15 protein-coding genes and 1 tRNA gene are annotated in these 17335 nt (G+C 61.6%); 8 read left to right on the forward strand and 8 right to left on the reverse strand.

The window, feature by feature from the left end; translation table 11 throughout:
• Nucleotides 1-116: 116 nt before the first annotated feature.
• On the reverse strand, nt 117-1883 hold the full coding sequence (locus FCU66_RS19745; protein ID WP_136617612.1) for a pilus assembly protein TadG-related protein: 1767 nt from the start codon (nt 1881-1883) through the stop codon (nt 117-119).
• Nucleotides 1884-2339, reverse strand: a complete 456-nt coding sequence (locus FCU66_RS19750; RefSeq protein WP_246093964.1) for a TadE/TadG family type IV pilus assembly protein — start codon at nt 2337-2339, stop codon at nt 1884-1886. It lies immediately after the preceding gene.
• A gap of 373 nt (nt 2340-2712) precedes the next feature.
• Between FCU66_RS19750 and FCU66_RS19755 the strand changes: the two genes are divergently transcribed.
• From FCU66_RS19755 to FCU66_RS19770, 4 genes are all read left to right on the forward strand, one after another.
• Nucleotides 2713-4305 carry a peptide ABC transporter substrate-binding protein gene (locus FCU66_RS19755; RefSeq protein WP_136617646.1) on the forward strand — a complete coding sequence of 531 codons (1593 nt, stop codon included), beginning with the start codon at nt 2713-2715 and terminating at the stop codon, nt 4303-4305.
• Between the two features lie 166 nt (nt 4306-4471).
• Nucleotides 4472-5395, forward strand: coding sequence for an ABC transporter permease subunit (locus FCU66_RS19760; RefSeq protein ID WP_136617611.1), 924 nt, complete (start codon nt 4472-4474; stop codon nt 5393-5395).
• Nucleotides 5388-6509 carry an ABC transporter permease gene (locus tag FCU66_RS19765; protein ID WP_136617610.1) on the forward strand — a complete coding sequence of 374 codons (1122 nt, stop codon included), beginning with the start codon at nt 5388-5390 and terminating at the stop codon, nt 6507-6509. The genes FCU66_RS19760 and FCU66_RS19765 overlap by 8 nt, the downstream gene beginning before the upstream one ends.
• Nucleotides 6510-6526: 17 nt before the next feature.
• Nucleotides 6527-8146, forward strand: coding sequence for an ABC transporter ATP-binding protein (locus tag FCU66_RS19770; protein ID WP_136617609.1), 1620 nt, complete (start codon nt 6527-6529; stop codon nt 8144-8146).
• Between the two features lie 36 nt (nt 8147-8182).
• On the opposite strand, the gene FCU66_RS19775 is transcribed toward FCU66_RS19770, so the two are convergent.
• The 4 genes from FCU66_RS19775 to FCU66_RS19790 form a co-directional block, all read right to left on the reverse strand.
• Nucleotides 8183-8527, reverse strand: a complete 345-nt coding sequence (locus tag FCU66_RS19775; RefSeq protein ID WP_136617608.1) for a hypothetical protein — start codon at nt 8525-8527, stop codon at nt 8183-8185.
• Nucleotides 8528-8821: 294 nt separating this feature from the next.
• Complete coding sequence (locus FCU66_RS19780; protein WP_136617607.1) at nt 8822-9268, reverse strand: hypothetical protein; 447 nt, start codon at nt 9266-9268, stop codon at nt 8822-8824.
• A gap of 6 nt (nt 9269-9274) precedes the next feature.
• Nucleotides 9275-9490: a hypothetical protein gene (locus tag FCU66_RS19785; RefSeq protein ID WP_136617606.1), complete on the reverse strand. Its 216-nt coding sequence runs from the start codon at nt 9488-9490 to the stop codon at nt 9275-9277.
• Between the two features lie 602 nt (nt 9491-10092).
• A complete protein-coding gene (locus FCU66_RS19790; protein WP_136617605.1) occupies nt 10093-10380 on the reverse strand; it encodes a hypothetical protein in 288 nt (95 codons plus the stop codon).
• 497 nt (nt 10381-10877) lie between these two features.
• Between FCU66_RS19790 and FCU66_RS41200 the strand changes: the two genes are divergently transcribed.
• Entirely contained in the window at nt 10878-11138 is a 261-nt protein-coding gene (locus tag FCU66_RS41200) for a hypothetical protein (RefSeq protein WP_136617604.1), read from the forward strand.
• A gap of 171 nt (nt 11139-11309) precedes the next feature.
• Here the strand turns inward: FCU66_RS41200 and FCU66_RS19795 are convergent.
• Nucleotides 11310-11386 (reverse strand) — tRNA-Pro (locus FCU66_RS19795).
• Nucleotides 11387-11587: 201 nt separating this feature from the next.
• Here FCU66_RS19795 and FCU66_RS19800 point away from each other — a divergent pair.
• Complete coding sequence (locus FCU66_RS19800) at nt 11588-13108, forward strand: phosphomannomutase/phosphoglucomutase (RefSeq protein WP_136617603.1); 1521 nt, start codon at nt 11588-11590, stop codon at nt 13106-13108.
• A gap of 2 nt (nt 13109-13110) precedes the next feature.
• Here FCU66_RS19800 and FCU66_RS19805 read toward each other — a convergent pair whose 3' ends face one another.
• A complete protein-coding gene (locus FCU66_RS19805) occupies nt 13111-14004 on the reverse strand; it encodes an NmrA/HSCARG family protein (protein WP_136617602.1) in 894 nt (297 codons plus the stop codon).
• 101 nt (nt 14005-14105) lie between these two features.
• On the opposite strand from FCU66_RS19805, the gene FCU66_RS19810 reads away from it, so the two are divergent.
• Both FCU66_RS19810 and FCU66_RS19815 read left to right on the forward strand, forming a co-directional pair.
• Nucleotides 14106-15005 carry a LysR family transcriptional regulator gene (locus FCU66_RS19810; RefSeq protein ID WP_136617601.1) on the forward strand — a complete coding sequence of 300 codons (900 nt, stop codon included), beginning with the start codon at nt 14106-14108 and terminating at the stop codon, nt 15003-15005.
• 53 nt (nt 15006-15058) lie between these two features.
• On the forward strand, nt 15059-17299 hold the full coding sequence (locus FCU66_RS19815; protein WP_136617600.1) for a mannose-1-phosphate guanylyltransferase/mannose-6-phosphate isomerase: 2241 nt from the start codon (nt 15059-15061) through the stop codon (nt 17297-17299).
• The last annotated feature ends 36 nt before the right edge of the window (nt 17300-17335 follow it).

Raw genomic sequence — 17335 nt, forward strand, 5'->3', positions numbered from 1 at the left:
TGCCCAATGCATGTCGCCCAAAAGTGCGAAGCGGTTTTGGGACAACGACATGCACAAGAAAGCTTAATGCGCGCCGATACTGAATCCGTTTCAACGCGGCGCGCTTTAAGCCGTCTTTACTGGACGAGCACCGAGCGTCCGCACGTCGCGCCGGTAACCCGCACATCGGCCTGGCCGACACCCACGCCAAGGGCTGAAAGCACATTGTAGAGCAGGTCGTCGACCGGTGCCGTTATGCCGTTGAGTACAGCCACCACTGCCGGTTTAACCGCTCCGAGCAAGGCGGTCAGATCGATCCCCAGACCAAGCGCGTTGACCGAAAGCGACAGGTTGCTGACCAGCGACGTGGTGAGCGACTGCGTGATGTTGCGCGTCGAAACGGTCTTGATCGTCTTGTTGGTGATATCGGTCGCATCGAAGGTCAGTGTCGTCGGGCTGTTGTTGGTGATCGCGGTGGCGGCGGAGCCCATCACCTGTATCAGCGGAAGGTTGATCAGCAGCAGCTTGAGGCTCACATCCGCGATTTCTGCGTCGGTGAATGTCTGCGGCTGGCTGAAGTCGCCAAAGCCCGAGCTGTTGCTGTTGGCCAGATGCAGTGAGGCAATACCCGGTTGCGTTGCGATGGAAACCTTGATGCTGGAGGGGCCGGTCGGACAGGTGATGTCGGTCAGTTTGGCTTCAGCATAGGCGACTTCCACGTTGAGCGGCAGGTTGACGGCCAGCAGGCTGATACCGCCGCCGAGGCCGGGTGTGCCTACACCGACAGAGGCCACCAGTTTGATTCGCGTCTGCGCGGTACGCACGGTGGTGCCGATGCCATCGACCGCGAGCCACGGCGAAGATTGCATCGGCTCGCCGATCGCGATGGTAAGCGCGGTGGATAGAAGCCCCGGTACGGTGGCGCCGAGATTGACCTGAGCCTGGTTGGTACCATTCGCCAGCACCGCGGCGGCGGTCAGCATTCCCATGGCGCTTGCATCAACGCCAAGTCCGGCCGGTTTTTGCCCCAGCCCCAGGCTGCCGACGGAGCCGAGGTCGACAAGTTTGTTGAGCGGGATCTTGACCGTGCTGGTCGCCTTGGACGCGATCGTTTGCAGGGCGACCTTGGCTGTATTGCCAACTCCGGGCACGTTGGCCATGGCGGTGGCGATCTGGCCGACGGTCGCCTTCGATGCCAGCACATCCGAATAGGATACGCCGGTCAGGTTCAGCTGTGTGGCAAGGCCATCCACGAAGGAGAGCACGCTCACATCCGCGGAGACCAGAGAATTGTAGTCCATGACGCTGAGCGAGATATTGCCGCCGAGAAGCCCGCTGAGGAGCGCGTTGAGGATGCCCCCATTGACGCTAAGCAGCCTCGACCCGACCGAGAAGGTTGCCTGCGGCGTCATGCTGGCGGTGGCCTGCGTGCCGATGACCGGAGAAGGTATCAGCGAACTCGCAAAATAGCGGGCAGGGATCTTCTTCAGGCCGACACGGACGGCGTTGTAGGGCGTTACGCCGGCCTGGAAGCGTTGGCTGACATTGGCGGTTGATGCTGCGTAGCGTCCGGGCGTGATCGACACGACGGTTTTGCCGACGGCCGGAGCGATCGTCTGTCCCGTGCCTTCAACGACAACATTTGGCATGCCGTTATCGGTCAGCGTGGTGACGACCGCGGTTTGAATGTTGGTGATGTTCGAGGCAGCGGTAATCGCTGCCAGATCCACCATTGCCTGCGCTTCGCGGCGCTCGGTGTAGATTGAGGCTTCGTCGATAGCCACTGCGGCCAGCGCCAGCGCCACCGGTGCCATGAGCGCCGTCATGACGGTGAAATTGGCCTTTCTGTCGCCCAGCATCAACTGTGCAAGCCGGAAGATCCCCTTGCGCTCACACAGTAACATTCAGATGCCCCCAACCCTGATCGTTGACTGGCGCGTGATCGTGGTGCCTGGCATTGCTATGCCCGGGAAAAGATTCCAGATCGGCAGGTTGCGCGCGTCGTACTGGATGGACACCACGAACTGACTTCCATCGGCCACGCTGTCATTGGCCTGGTAGGTCAGCTTGCTGGCATCCACGAAAGGATATCCACTGGCATTGTTGGTGACGAAGCTGGCGACGAGCGTCTGGCGCTCCGTCTGGTTCAATCCGGAGATCGCCGTGCGAGCCGCATCCGCCGCGATCTGCTGGACCGAGTTGGCGGCGCCGAAATATATACCGTATGCAACCATACCGAGTAGAAGAAGGATGAAGATCGGTGAGAGAAAGGCGAATTCAACCGCCGAAGTTCCGGATTCTTCTTGAAGTTTCCGCGCTATTTGACGGATTTTGACCAATTTACTTGCTCTGTTACTCATGGTCGCCGCGTGTCTGACCTCGAACCATATAAAAGTTAGTCGTAATGTAACCTCTGGTTGCTTAAGAACGCATTAACACATTCCGGCAAACTGGCATGGCCTCGGATTTCCGGTGGGAAATGGCGTCGAGATGAGGAAACCAAGTCAAGCTTCTGGTTTCGGCTGGTGTTTCGGCTGCCACGGCATAGCTTTCGTGCCGCCTTACTTAAGGTGACCCAGAGAGTCTGTTGAAATAAAAATTCTCCGCGTTAGTGTTTGGCCACCAGCCGCAGGAAGGGAACCAGCGGTGCGCTCAAAGGGGTCAGATATCGGCTCCGGGGCGTCAACACTTAAAAGGCGCGCCGACGGCAGCGCCGACAGGGAGAACTTCATGCTGATGAGAAACATGCTGAAGGCGACGGTGTTCGCCACAACCATGACGCTGGCCGCCGGCACGTTCTACACGCAGGCTTTCGCCGAGACCGTCTATAACAGGGGCACCGCCGCTGAATCGGAGTCGGTCGATCCGCACAAGACCTCGACGGTTTACGAAGCCAATGTCTTGCGCGACCTGTTCCAGGGCCTGATCATGCAGGACGAGAAGGCCAACATCATTCCAGGCGCCGCCGAGAGCTGGACAGTATCGGACGACGGCACCGTCTATACGTTCAAGCTGCGCAAGGACGGTCTCTGGTCGGATGGCAGCCCGGTGACGGCGGATGACTTCGTCTACGCTTTCCACCGGCTGGAAGATCCGGCGACCGGCGCCGAATACGCCTCCATGCTCTATCCCGTGAAGAACGCCGAGGAAGTCAACACCAAGAAGGGCAAGCCCGAGGATATGGGCGTCAAGGCGATTGACGCAAATACCCTGGAAGTCACGCTCAAGGCGCCGACGCCTTACTTCCTGGAGATGCTGACCCACCAGGCGACCTATCCGGTCAGCAAGGCCTCGATCGAAAAGCTTGGCGCCGACTGGATCAAGCCCGGCAATCTCGTTTCGAACGGCGCCTATACGCTGGCCGAGTGGGTTCCCAACGATCACATGAAGCTGGTCAAGAATCCGAAATTCTGGGACGCTGCGACCGTCAAGTTCGACGTCGTCAACTACATCCCGACCGAGGACCGTTCATCGGCGATGAAGCGCTTCGAGGCCGGCGAACTCGACAGCTACGACGATCTCCCGACTGAACAGCTCGCTGACCTCAAGACCAAGTTTGGCGACCAGATCCACGTCGGACCGTATCTCGGCACCTATTATTATGCGATCAAGACCGACAAGGCGCCGTGGGACAATGTCGAGCTGCGCAACGCCATCTCGATGGCGATCGACCGCGACTTCCTCGCCGAGAAAGTCTGGCAGAACTCGATGTTGCCCGGCTATTCGATGGTGCCTCCCGGCATCGAGGGCTACACGCCGGCAATGGCCAAATACGCCGACATGCCGCAGATCGACCGCGAGGATGCAGCCAAGAAGATCCTCGAGAAACTCGGCTATACGCCCGAAAAGCCGCTGAAGATGGAGATCCGCTACAACACTTCGGAAAACCACAAGAACACCGCGGTCGCCATCCAGGAGCAGTTGAAGCCGCTTGGCGTCGACGTCACGCTGCTCAACACCGACACCAAGACCCACTACTCCTTCCTTGAGCAGAAGGGCGACTATGATCTGGCGCGTGCCGCCTGGATCGCCGACTACAAGGATCCGGAAACCTTCCTCGGCATCTCGCGCAAGGCCAGCGGCAACAACTATTCGGACTACAACAGCCCGGCCTATGAAGCGGCCATGGACAAGGCGGCCGCCGCCGGCGGCAAGCCCGAAGAGCGCATGAAGGAACTTGCCGACGCCGAACGCATCCTCGTCGACGACGTTGGCCAGATCCCGCTTCTCTATTACAGCTACCATGATATCGTTTCCTCGAAGCTGCATGGCTTCGTCGACAACGTGATGGACGTGCATCCGTCCCGTTTCGTCAGCAAGGACTAAACTCCCTGGCCAAGCCGCCGCGCCCTTCAGGGCGCGGTGGCGGTGGTTTGCCATCGCATCGGCCCGGGAACCGGAATCGATTTTCGGCATGTCGGTGCGAAGATTTGAAGGCTAGAGCGCAACCGTCCAGCCGGACGCGCGTTGCTCTGGATCAAGCGGGGCACCGATGCTGCGATACGTATTACGGCGGCTTCTGACCGCCATCCCGACGCTGTTCGTCATCGTGACCATGGCGTTTTTCCTGATGCGCGTCGCGCCAGGCGGTCCATTCAACCAGGAGCGGGGGCTTAGTCCCGAGATCAGGGCCAACCTTGAAGCCCAGTTCGGCCTCAACGATCCGCTCTGGCTGCAATTCGTCCACTATCTCGGCAATCTGTTGCGCGGCAATTTCGGCCCGAGCTACAACATGCCGGACTTCACCGTCACCGAACTGTTCGCCAAGGGCTTGCCCATTTCAATCCAGCTCGGTGCCTCGGCGCTCGTCCTGGCACTTCTGCTCGGTTCCGTGCTCGGCACCATTGCAGCGCTTAACCAGAACAAGCTTGGCGACTATATGGTGATTGCCCTGGCGACCGCCGGCAGCACCATTCCCACCTTCGTCATCGCGCCGGTGATCCAGCTCCTGTTCGGGCTGACCTGGAAGCTGTTGCCGATCGGTGGATGGGGCGATGGCGCTTTCATCAACAAGGTCGGCCCGGTGCTGACGCTCGCTCTGCCGCAGATCGCCATCGTCGCCCGGCTGATGCGTGGCTCGATGATCGAATCCTTGCGGTCCCACCATATCCGCACGGCACGCGCGCTTGGCCTCTCCGACTGGTCGGTGGTGGTCAAGCACGCGCTGCGCGGCGCCATCCTGCCGATCGTCTCCTTCACCGGCCCGGCAGCGGCGGCACTGCTGACCGGCTCGGTCATCGTCGAGACCATCTTCTCCATTCCGGGCGTCGGCCGCTATTTCGTCGATGCCGCGCTCAACCGCGACTACACGCTGGTGATGGGAACGGTGGTGGTGATTGCCATCTTCACCATCGTCTTCAACCTGATCGTCGACGTCATGTACGCGGTCGTCGACCCGAGGGTGCGCTATGACTGACATTGCAGCCACAGCTCCCGCCGTCATCGGCCGTTCGCTCTGGGGTGATGCCTGGGCGCGCCTCAAGGCCAACCGCGCCGCCATGTTCAGCCTGTATTACCTCGCCCTGATCGGTGTCGTCAGCGTGTTCGGGCCCTGGTTCGTGCCGCATCAATACACCACCATCTATGCCGACTATGTGCGCATGCCGCCGAGCCTGTCGGCCTATCCGAAGGCCGACATGATCGAGACCGCGCTCACCGAAGCGATCAAGCGCATGCGGGTCGACATCAAGGAGTGGCGGCAGGAAGGCAACCAGGTCTTCGTCACCGTCAAGTCGACCAAGCCGATCGACGACCGCAACATCCGCTATCTCGACCGCTCCGATGCCTTTGACGACACCAAGATCGAGAGCAAGTCGCCTGACGGCCTCGAAGTGACGATGAGTGCGTCGATCAAGCAGCAATATTTTCTATTCGGCACCGACAACACCGGCCGCGATCTCCTCTCGCGCACGCTGATGGCCGGGCGCATATCGCTGGCCATCGGCTTGCTTGCCGGCGTCGTGGCGGTGGTCATTGGCGTGGTCTATGGGGCCGCTGCAGGCTTTGCCGGCGGCAAGGTCGACGAGGTGATGATGCGCATCGTCGACGTGCTCTATTCCTTGCCCTTCATCTTCTTCGTCATCATGCTGGTGGTGTTCTTCGGCCGCAACTTCGTGCTGATGTTTCTGGCGGTCGGCGCCGTGCTGTGGCTCGACATGGCGCGCATCGTGCGCGGCCAGGCGCTGTCGATCCGCCGGCAGGAATATGTCCAGGCGGCGGAAGCCATGGGCGTTGGCCAGCGCGGTATCCTGCTGCGTCACGTCATCCCCAACCTGCTCGGCCCGGTGGTGATCTACATGACGCTGCTGGTGCCGCAGGTCATCATCCTGGAGAGTTTCCTGTCATTCCTCGGGCTCGGCGTGCAGGAGCCGATGACCAGCTGGGGCGTCCTGATCTCGGTCGGCGCCAAGAACATCGGCACCGCCAACTGGCTGCTCCTGTTTCCCGCCTTCTTCCTCGTCTCGACGCTGTTCGCCCTGAACTTCGTTGGCGACGGCCTGCGCGACGCACTCGACCCGAGAGATCGATAAAGATGGGGATCGCTGAAATGGCTGCTTCCGAAACGATCCTCAGCGTCAAGGATTTGCGTGTCCGCTTCCGCACGCTCGATGGCGCGGTCGAGGCGGTCAAGGGCATCAACATCCACGTCAACGCAGGCGAAACCGTTGCCGTGGTTGGCGAATCGGGCTCCGGCAAGAGTCAGACGATGATGGCGGCGATGAGCCTGCTGGCATCGAATGGCGAAGCGACAGGCAGTGTCGACTATCGCGGCCGCAACCTTCTGACGCTGAGCAAATCCGAACTGAACAAGGTCCGCGGCGCCAAGATCAGCATGATCTTCCAGGAGCCGATGACCTCGCTCGATCCGCTCTATTCGATCGGCAACCAGCTGATCGAACCGATCCGACGGCATCGGGGCCTAAACGCTGCCGAGGCGTACGAAGAGGCGCTCAAGCTTTTGCGGCTGGTGCATATTCCAGATCCCGAGCGACGGATGAAGTCCTATCCGCACGAAATGTCCGGCGGCCAGCGCCAGCGCGTCATGATCGCCATGGCGCTCGCCAACGATCCCGACATTCTCATCGCCGACGAGCCGACGACGGCGCTCGACGTGACGATCCAGGCGCAGATCCTGATGCTTTTGGCTGAATTGCAGCGCAAGCTCGGCATGGCGATCGTCTTCATCACCCACGATCTCGGCATCGTCCGTCGCTTTGCCGACCGGGTCTACGTCATGCGCCAGGGCGAGGTTGTCGAGGAGGGCGAGGCCGAAGCCATCTTCGTCAACCCGCAGCATGCCTATACGAAAATGCTGCTGGCGGCCGAGCCGACCGGCCACAAGGCGCCGCCGCCCGCCAATGCCCCGGTGCTGCTCGAAGGCAGGAATGTCGAAGTGACGTTCAGGATCGGCGGCGGGTTTCTCGCCGGCGAGCCGCTGATGCTGCGTGCCGTCGATCACATCTCGATCCGGCTGCAGCGTAACCAGACCATCGGCATCGTCGGTGAATCCGGCTCCGGCAAATCGACGCTCGGCCGCGCCTTGCTGCGGCTGTTGCCCAGCGACGGGCTCATCCGTTTCGGCGACCGTGACATTTCCCAGGCCGACCGGCAGGCGATGCGGCCGCTGCGGCGCCAGATGCAGCTCGTCTTCCAGGATCCGTTCGGCTCACTATCGCCGCGCATGACCGTCGGCCAGGTCATCACCGAAGGGCTTCTGGTGCACGAGCCTAACCTTTCGGGCAAGCAACGCGACCTGCGCGCGGTCGAGGCCTTGCGCGAGGTCGGCCTCGATCCCAACGCACGCAACCGCTACCCGCACGAATTCTCCGGCGGCCAGCGGCAGCGCATCGCCATTGCCCGCGCCATGATCCTGAAGCCCAAGCTGGTGGTGCTGGATGAGCCGACCTCGGCGCTCGACCGCTCGGTGCAGAAACAGATCGTCGAACTGCTGCGCAAGCTGCAGGCAGACCACGAATTGTCCTACCTCTTCATCAGCCATGATCTATCGGTGGTGCGCGCCATGGCCGACTACATCATCGTCATGAAACAGGGCAAGATCGTCGAAGAAGGGCCGACCGAGGCGATCTTCAGCAATCCGCAGCACGCTTACACACAGACATTGATGGCCGCGGCGATCGACGTCACGCGGTTTCGCCTGAGCGCCTGACTGGAAGCCTGACGGGAGGCAGTCGCCGCTGTAGGCTCAGCCGGTTGACCGCGGGCACTTGTTTGCCCGTACCGTGACCATGGCGTCTTGTTGCTGCTTCAGCCGGTCGATCCTGGCCGTTTCACGGCCGGCGACCGCGGTCTTCACGCGCGAGCCGCCCAACAGCCAGCGGGGGACGCTGGTGTTCGCGACCTTGCCGCGGGTGATTGCGGTTTGCGAGATGTCACGGGCGACGTCTCCCAGCGCGCTGTTGAGCTCGGTGCACGTCATCGAAGCGTATCTCGCCGGATCGACGGTCCTGCCGATCGATGAACAGCCGGTGACAAGAAACAGCGCAATCATCAGGGCCGGTGGCAAGGCTGTCGTCGAATTCAAATTCATGTCGCATCCGGCTCGCCGTTTCATCGACCCATCATATCCATCGAACTACCTAGGGCCGAGGGCCATTTCGTCAAAGTTCGCGATCGCGAAGGACCCTGTCGCTGCGCTGAGCCTTTCCAGCCAAGGCAGGAACATTCTCGGTCACTCGAAGTTGGTATCCGTCGAGTGTTTCAATCAATCACTGGTAAACGGAGAGAGCCCGTCTCGGCTGACGCCGGGACGGGCTTTTCGCGCATTCGGTGATCTCCGGCCACAACGGCTCCCGGTTCATCCACTCAATGTCTGTGGAAATTCTCACGCTGCTTCGGCGACGAATGCCGTCGGGGTACAACCGGCCAGCACTGCCTGAGCGATGTCGGTCTCATTTTCATCGACATGCGCCGTCACCAAAACGATCCCCCCGGCACCACTGCGATCATCCGTCTTCACGGCAGTCGTGGTGAATGTTCCGAGCAGGCCGCCAGCAACGCCGCCGCAGACCGCGCCGGCCGCCGCTGTTGCCCATACGCTCGCAGCAAGAGGACTGCTGATGCCGTGGGCTGCAACAGCGCTCAGGCACGCCAACCCGCCGGCGGCAGCGCCAAGGATGGCCCCCAAAGCGGAAGCCCACAGAGATCCCACTTCGTCATTGTAAGGTCCGATGACGGCAATCTGTACCCGAGGAATTCCGGCCGCCACAAGGTCGCCGGCGACCCGGGCCGCTTGGGCATGGGAATCAAAAAGTCTGCTGATTGTTGGCATGGTCACTCAGGGCTTTTGGCTGCTCGGCAGCATATCGGTGACGAAAGATGCGGCGATCAGGTCGTCGCCCTGAATCCGGCCTTCGCGGTCCTCCATGATGGCCGCGACCTTCTGGAAGCTCTTCATTTCGCCCTCGGTGACCTGGGCGTCCTGCATCTTGGCCTTGAGGTCAGCCACGCGCATCCCCAGCGCTTGGGATTGTGCAGTGTCACGGTTCGACATTGTGGCTTATCCATTTCATTTGATTGTCTGTGCGCCCCAACCAACCGAACTGGGGGCAAGCGCAAACGTTCCATGGCAGGACTTCAGTCTGGTATGGCACCGGACCTAAGTCTGATCGCAAACCGCAATGGTCTTGTCGGCTACGCCGCTTGGAACGGCCACTCTCAGCGGCCGTTGTCCGCTGCAAGTTTAACGGAGCAAGACCATGGAGGAGAGTGTTGGCCAAGCGCGCTGGTTGCTCGCACTGATCTTCGCGGTGGCCATCACCTTCATGGTGATGGGATTAGCCCTTGGCTGACTATCCCAAGGGTTCGCTCACGAAAGTTTTGCACATCGGCGCAGTTATGTCCCTTCCTGCGCTGATAGGGTTCGCTCGCTGCATTTGTGTGGCGAGCGAACCCTCAACTTTCAGGAGCGACAGCCCGTAGCATTCAGGCGAGCAAGTCAGATTCTGTGAGCTTTCGGACGGCTTGGACCGCGTCGGCAAACGGTTTGTCGGTCACGCCAGCATTCAGTTTTGATCCAGAGGTCGAAAATTTGTCGGCTGGGCGCGTCGATGAAAAACGACCCGACTCCCAAGAGCCGGGCCGTGGGTCGAGTGATCAGTAGCCGTCGTTTTCGATCACCACCGGGTGGTAGCGATGGTGGCGGTGAGTGGAGACGGAGCCTGTCACGACAACGGTGTCTGGACGATGATGCCGGCGCCCATGGTCATAGAACGCAACCGCACCGTGGCGGCGATGGTGCAAGCGCTGGCCGTCTTCGTTGATGATCTTGACGCTGTTGTGGTGTCGATGATGGGTTCTGATGACCACATCGGCCTCGGCTGCCGAAGCCATAACGGGTAATCCCATGGAAAGCGCCAACGCGCACATGATCATTGTTTTCATTGCAGTTTCTCCGTTTCCTCAATTAGCCCTTCGTCGGATAACTGCCTCTGATCACTTTGGTTCCGGCCTTGCCACGAACACTTGCGGCAAGTCGAAGAAGGGCGATCGCACCTGCAGAGAGCGATGTGTCTGACCGCATCAGTCTCGCTCAGCGCATGATGGCTCCGGACTCGGCCGGCGATCTGTTGTTGCCGTCGGGATAAATAAGCTCCGAGGCTAATATGAAGGCAATTCACCAGGCCATCGCTCGATCTCGCCAAACAGCGGAACATTAGACCTACCTAATAGTTCTATCTCTCGCAGCCGGCACTGCGGCTTTGGTGTCTGCTGCGGATCAGCCAGCAAAGGCTGGTCGGCCCGCGTCTCCGCCAGAGGCGCGGGCTTCCCCCAGGCAACAGGAGAGAGATTATGAACAACATCATTTGGCTCGTCGGAGCGGTGGTCATCGTCCTAGCGATATTGAGCTTTTTCGGCCTTCGTTAAGCGCGACGTGAGCCATGTCCATCGACCCTCTATCGGAATGTGATCAGCCGAAACGGACACTGCGAAAGCGCCGCAGGCGGCCGGCCGAAGATCGGCACGATGGCAGGGAGGCCATTGTCTCTGTGCCATTCGAGGAAAAGAGCTTTCGCGTCTGGTTCCTGTCCAATGAAACAGGCATCACCGCGGATCAGGCTAGCGAACTTGTCGACAGGATCGAGGCAGATGGCGCGGCATTGTTGAATGCCGCGCGGCTCATGAAAATTCACTCGCAATGACCGGCAAACCTGTAGTCGTCGGTGACTTCGAGAAGCTCACTGGCGCGACGTGCTGACTACGAAAGACAAGACTCCCAGCCTGTCTTCCTAAGGAGCGAGCCATCTCGGTCTATTTTCAGGCGGGATCAGTTTGAGCGCCAAAGTCGGGATGCGCTAACACTTTGTTTTTTCTGGTCGGAGTGGCAGGATTTGAACCTGCGACCCCCTCGTCCCGAACGAGGTGCGCTACCAGGCTGCGCTACACTCCGTGACCAGACCGCGGGCTTATAGCCGCCACACTTCGTTCCTGCAAGCGGCAATGGCAGCGCTTCTGTCGCATTTCGTCCGCTTTCGTCGGGCATTTCCGCAAAGCCCGGATTTCGGTCCGGGATAAACGTGGCCTAAAGCCTTGTGTGCTAAGCCGCAGCCCTCGATAGATCGTATTTTCCGCCGCCTGGAGTTCTGCTGTCTTGCCCCCAAAAATCGTTGGCGACGCCCGGCCCAACAGTTTCGAATTCGAAACCGAAGCGCTGATCAAGGCGTCCGGCTTTCGCGAATATGACGCGCGCTGGTGGTTCGGCCATCCCGGCTCCGCGCAACTGCCGGAGCTCAATCTGATCGGCGTCCAGGCGCTGGGCATGGGGCTTGGCACGTTGATTCGCCGTCTCGGCGCCGGTCCGGATATCGTCACCGGGCATGATTTCCGCTCCTATTCGCTGTCGATCAAGCTGGCGCTGGTGTCCGGTCTGATGGCGGCGGGCGCCCGCGTGAGGGACATAGGCCTGGCGTTGTCGCCGATGGCCTATTTCGCTCAGTTCGCCTTGGATACGCCCTCGGTCGCCATGGTCACCGCTTCGCACAACGAGAATGGCTGGACTGGCGTCAAGATGGGCGCGGCGCGGCCGCTGACTTTTGGTCCCGAAGAGATGAGCGCGCTGAAGGCGATCGTGCTGGGCGGCGATTTCGACCTTGTCGGCGGCGGCTCCTATGATTTCGTCCGCGATTTTCGCGCGACCTATCTCGACGATCTGACCCGCGACAAGCGCATCGCGCGAAAGCTGAAAGTGGTCGCCGCTTGCGGCAACGGCACAGCTGGTGCTTTTGCCCCGCAAGCGCTGGAACGCATCGGCTGCGAAGTCATCCCGCTCGATGTCGAACTCGATCATACCTTCCCGCGCTACAATCCCAATCCTGAAGACATGCAGATGCTGCATGCCATCAGGGACAAGGTGCTGGAGACCGGCGCCGATGTCGGTCTCGGCTTCGACGGCGACGGCGATCGCTGCGGCGTCGTCGACAATGAAGGCAACGAGATCTTTGCCGACAAGGTCGGGGTAATGCTGGCGCGGGACATTTCCAGCCAGCATCCGGGCTCGACTTTCGTTGTCGACGTCAAGTCGACCGGCCTGTTCAACACCGACGCAGTGCTGCGCGCCAACGGCGCCGTCACCGACTACTGGAAGACCGGCCACTCCTACATCAAGCGCCGCGTCGCCGAGCTTGGCGCCGCCGCCGGTTTCGAAAAGTCAGGCCATTTCTTCTTCAACCCGCCGATCGGGCGGGGTTATGACGATGGGCTGGTCACCGCCATCGCCATCTGCAAGATGCTGGATCGCAGCCCCGGCAGTTCGACGGCCGATCTCTACCGCGCGCTGCCGCTGACCTTCGGCACACCGACCATGTCGCCGCACTGCGCGGACGATGTGAAGTATGGCGTGGTCGAGCGGGTGGTTGCCGACTTTCAGGCCATGAAGCGGGATGGAATGGTTTTCGCCGGCCAGAAGATCGCAGATCTCATCACCGTCAACGGCGTGCGCGTCGTCGCCGAGGACGGCACCTGGGGGCTGGTGCGCGCCTCGTCGAACAAGCCGGAGCTCGTGGTGGTCGTCGAAAGCCCGATATCGTCGCAGCGTCGCCGACAGATGTTCGACGCCGTCGACGCCGTGCTGCGCCGCAGCCCCGAAGTCGGGGCCTACAATCAGACGTTCTAGGATCAATGATCGGTCGTGGAAGCTGCCCGCTCCAGGGCGCTCCAGTCGAACGTCCGCGCCCAGTCGGCAAAACCGTGCCAGCGGACTTCCGGGAATTCCTTGCGCAACGCGGCGATATCAACGTCGTAACCGACGCGGTCGAACCACTCGAACATCAGTGCCGCATCCTCGCTCTGCTGGCGGGCCGCCGCGATCGGGATTTCCTGATAGCGGATCGGACGGCCGATGGCCTCGGACAGGATTTTCGCCTGCTCTTCGCCGGACAGTTCGTCCCCGGCGAAATCGAAGCGCTTGCCGAACACCTGTGCTCGCCGCTCGACCAGGGCGGCAACGAAGGCGCCGATGTCCGTCAGGCTGACAAGCTGGAGAACGCGTTTGGCAGGCAGGGCGAAGGCATGTGTGCCCTGGCTGAGCGCGCCGATCGACCATGGCGCGACGGCATTTTCCATGAACGCGGCCGGCGCGCTGATCGTGTAGGGGATGCCGAGCCCGACGATATGTTTCTCGACGAGATATTTGCTTTCGAAATGCGGGATGCCGGTTTTCTTGTCGGCATCGGCGACGGACGAATAGATCAGATGTCCAATGCCGGCAGCCTTCGCGGCATCGGCGGCAAGGATCCCCTGGCGGGTTTCTTCCTGGAGGCCGGCTTCATAGCTGTTGCCCATCAGAAACATCGTGTCGACGCCTTTTGCTGCCCTCACAACGGTGGCTGCGTCGGCGAGATCGCCGGCCACGATATCGGCGCCGGCCGACGCCAGTTGCCGCGCGGCCTCACTGTCCGGTTTGCGCGTCAGCGCCTTGACGTGATGGCCCCTCGACAACAGGGCACGGGCAACCGCCCCGCCTTGTTGGCCGGTGGCGCCGGTTACCAGGATGTTTCGCTTGCTGGTCATGATCTCTGCTCCTTCTTGTTTCTCCTGGAGCAAAACTAGGGTCTGTCTCATTGATGCATAATTGGCTATAATTGAAAAACTTAGTCCCAATTTTGGATACAATGATCGACCTCAACGATATCGTCGTGTTTGCTCGCGTCGTCGAAGCCGGCAGCTTCACTGCCGCCGCGCGCCTGCTCGCCATGCCCAAGACGACGGTCAGCCGCCGCGTTGCCGCGCTCGAGCGCGAGGTTGGCGTCCGCCTGCTGCAGCGCACCACACGCAGCCTCAAGCTGACGGATGCCGGGCGTCTCTACTATGAGCAGAGCAGCCAGGGGCTGCGGACGATCGAGGAGGCAAATCTGCGCCTCGCGGAAGCGAGGGCGGAGCCGTCGGGCACGATTCGCATTTCGGCCCCGGTCGGCTTTGGTGGTCATTTCCTGATCCGCGCCGTGGTCGACTTTCTCGCAATATATCCGAAAACCAACGTCGAGCTGCGCCTCACCGATGACAGGCTCAACCTGGTCGAGGACGGTATAGACCTCGCTTTCCGCACCGGCATCCTTCAGGATTCGACGCTGATCGCCCGCAAGCTCGGCTCCACGCACAGGCTGCTCTGCGCCAGCCCGGACTATCTCGCGCGGCACGGCATGCCCGAGAGCCCGGCGGAGCTTGCGCACCATCAATGCGTCATCGCCGGCCCTTCGGCCTCAGGCGCACATTGGGTGCTGGAGGGGCCAAGCGGCCAGGAAACGGTCATCGTGGCCGGGCGCTTCGCCGCCAATGAAATGCAGGCGGTCGTCGCGGCCGCGCTCGCCGGCTTCGGCATCGCCCAATTGCCTCAGGCGATCGCCGAAGGGTTGATCAATGACGGACGACTGCAGCGCGTTCTCAGGACCTACACGACACCGGCCGGCGGCCTGCACGTTCTCTATCCGAGCAGCCGGCATCTTTCTCCTTTGGTCAAGGCGTTCATCGAGCTTGCATCCGAGCGCATTCCCAATGGGATAAACACCGCTTAAAGGCTAGGTGTGATAGCAACCGGCACCAATTGCCTTCTGAGCGTGAGACCTGAATGACCGAGCGGATTGTCAGTTTTGTCATGAGCGGCGGCGTCGGCTCGCGGTTGTGGCCGCTGTCGCGCGAGGACAATCCCAAGCAGTTCCACGATCTGTCGGGCGACGGCTCGATGCTGGCCAAGACCTTGCGCCGGCTGACGGCGCGGCCGCAAGGCGAAACGCCGATCTTCCTGATCGCCGCGGAGCGCCATGCCGATCGTGTCCACGCCGATCTTGCCGGCCTCGACCTCGCCGGCGGCGGTCCTCTGTTCGAGCCGACCGGGCGCAACACCGCCGCCGCCGTCGCACTGGCGACGCTGCGCACGCTGTCCGAGTTCGGCGACAGCCTGGTGCTGGTGGTGCCGTCGGACCATGAGATATCGACCCCGCGCCAATTCTGGCAGAGCGTCGAAGCCGGCACCGAGGCAGCACGCGAGGGCAGGCTGGTGGTGTTCGGCATCAAGCCGACACAGCCCGAGACCGGCTACGGCTATATCGAGGTCGCAGCCGAAAGCGGCAGCACCTTCGACGTGTCGCGCTTCGTCGAGAAGCCGGACCTTGCGACTGCGCAAAGTTATCTCAAGGCCGGAACTTTCTATTGGAACACCGGCATCTTCCTGTTTCGCGCGGGCGCCATGCGGGACACCTTCATGGCGTTCCAGCCGGACATCTGGCAGGCCACCGAAGCAGCCTACAAGGCAGCGACATCGGATCTGTCCGGCCTCTACATGCCGCTCGAGCTCTACGCCGCCATCCCGTCGAACTCGATCGACTACGCCATCATGGAGCGGGCAAAAGACATTGCCATGGTGCCGGCCGGCTTTCGCTGGAACGATCTCGGCTCGTGGCAGTCGCTGCTCGATGTCGGCCCCGCCGACGACCAGGGCAATGTCATCATCGGCGATGTCGTCGCCATCGATTGCGAGAACTCCTACATCCGCAGTGACGGCCGCCTGCTGTCGGCGATCGGCATGAAGGACGTCGCCATCGTCTCGACATCGGACGCCACCTTCGTCGCTCCGGTCAGCCACAGCCAGCACGTCAAGAAGATCGTCGAGCAGCTCGAAAAATCGGGCCGGCTGGAAACCAGGTTCACGCCGGCGCAAGACCGCGTCATCGAAAGCGGCGCCTGGCGCCGGCGCGTGCACCACTGGCTGTTTCAGGAGACCTTGCCGCTGTGGTCGACATCAGGCGTCGACGAACGCCATGGCGGTTTTCATGAAGCGCTCGGCCTGGACGCCTCGCCGCTGATGAAGCCCAAGCGCATGCGCACCATGGCAAGGCAGGTCTATGCTTTCGCCGTCGCACGGGCGCGCGGCTGGGACGGTCCGGCCGACCGGTTGATCAGCCACGGCATCGCGTTCATGGCTGGCAAGGGCCGTACCGACAAAGGCGGCTGGGTTCGCACGCTGAATGTCGACGGTTCGGTCGCCGACGCCACCGAGGATGCCTACGATCATTCCTGCGTGCTCCTGGCACTGGCGCATGCGCATATGTCGGGCAATGCCGACGCGTTGCGGCTCGGCGAGGAAACCTTCGCCTTTCTCGATGCACATCTCGAAGACAGCCGCATGACCGGCTTCCTCGAAACATCGGACGGCGACGGAGAGCGTCGCTCCAACCCGCATATGCACCTGCTCGAGGCCTTCCTGGCCTGGTATCAGGCCACTGGCGAACGCGCCCATCTGCGCCGCGCGGCGCGCATCATCGACCTCTTCCGCAGTCATTTCTTCGATCCGGAAAGCTGGACGCTTGGCGAGTATTTCGATGCCGAATGGAAACCCTCCGCCGGCGAGAAAGGCTCATGGACCGAGCCCGGCCACCATTTCGAATGGGCCTCTTTGCTGGTCGATTTCGCCGGGCGCAGCGGCCAGGCCGAGTTGAGCGGCTTTGCCAGGAAACTCTACGCCTCGGCCGTCGCCAATGGCCTCAATCGCGCCACTGGCCTTGCCTATGGCGCTGTCTCGCGGCAGGGCCTGCCGCTCGACCTGATATCACGCAGCTGGCCGCAGGCCGAAGCGGTGAAGGCGGCGATCGCGCTGGACGGTTCGGGTGGCCCCGATCTCAAGCCTGAGATCGAAGCGCGCGTCGGCCGGCTGTTCCGCTGGCACATCGACCCGGCGCCGCTCGGCCTGTGGATCGACCGCATCGACGAGCGCGGCCGCTCGCTGGCAACGGATGTTCCGGCCAGCATCTTTTATCACCTGGTCTGTGCGCTGACCCAGTATCTGGACAGCACGGCGGAGAAGGGAAGCTGAGCGGCTGAAGCTGCCAATCTCCCCCCCTTGCGGACC

The sequence above is a fragment of the Mesorhizobium norvegicum genome, assembly GCF_004919685.1.
Lineage (GTDB): Bacteria > Pseudomonadota > Alphaproteobacteria > Rhizobiales > Rhizobiaceae > Mesorhizobium > Mesorhizobium norvegicum.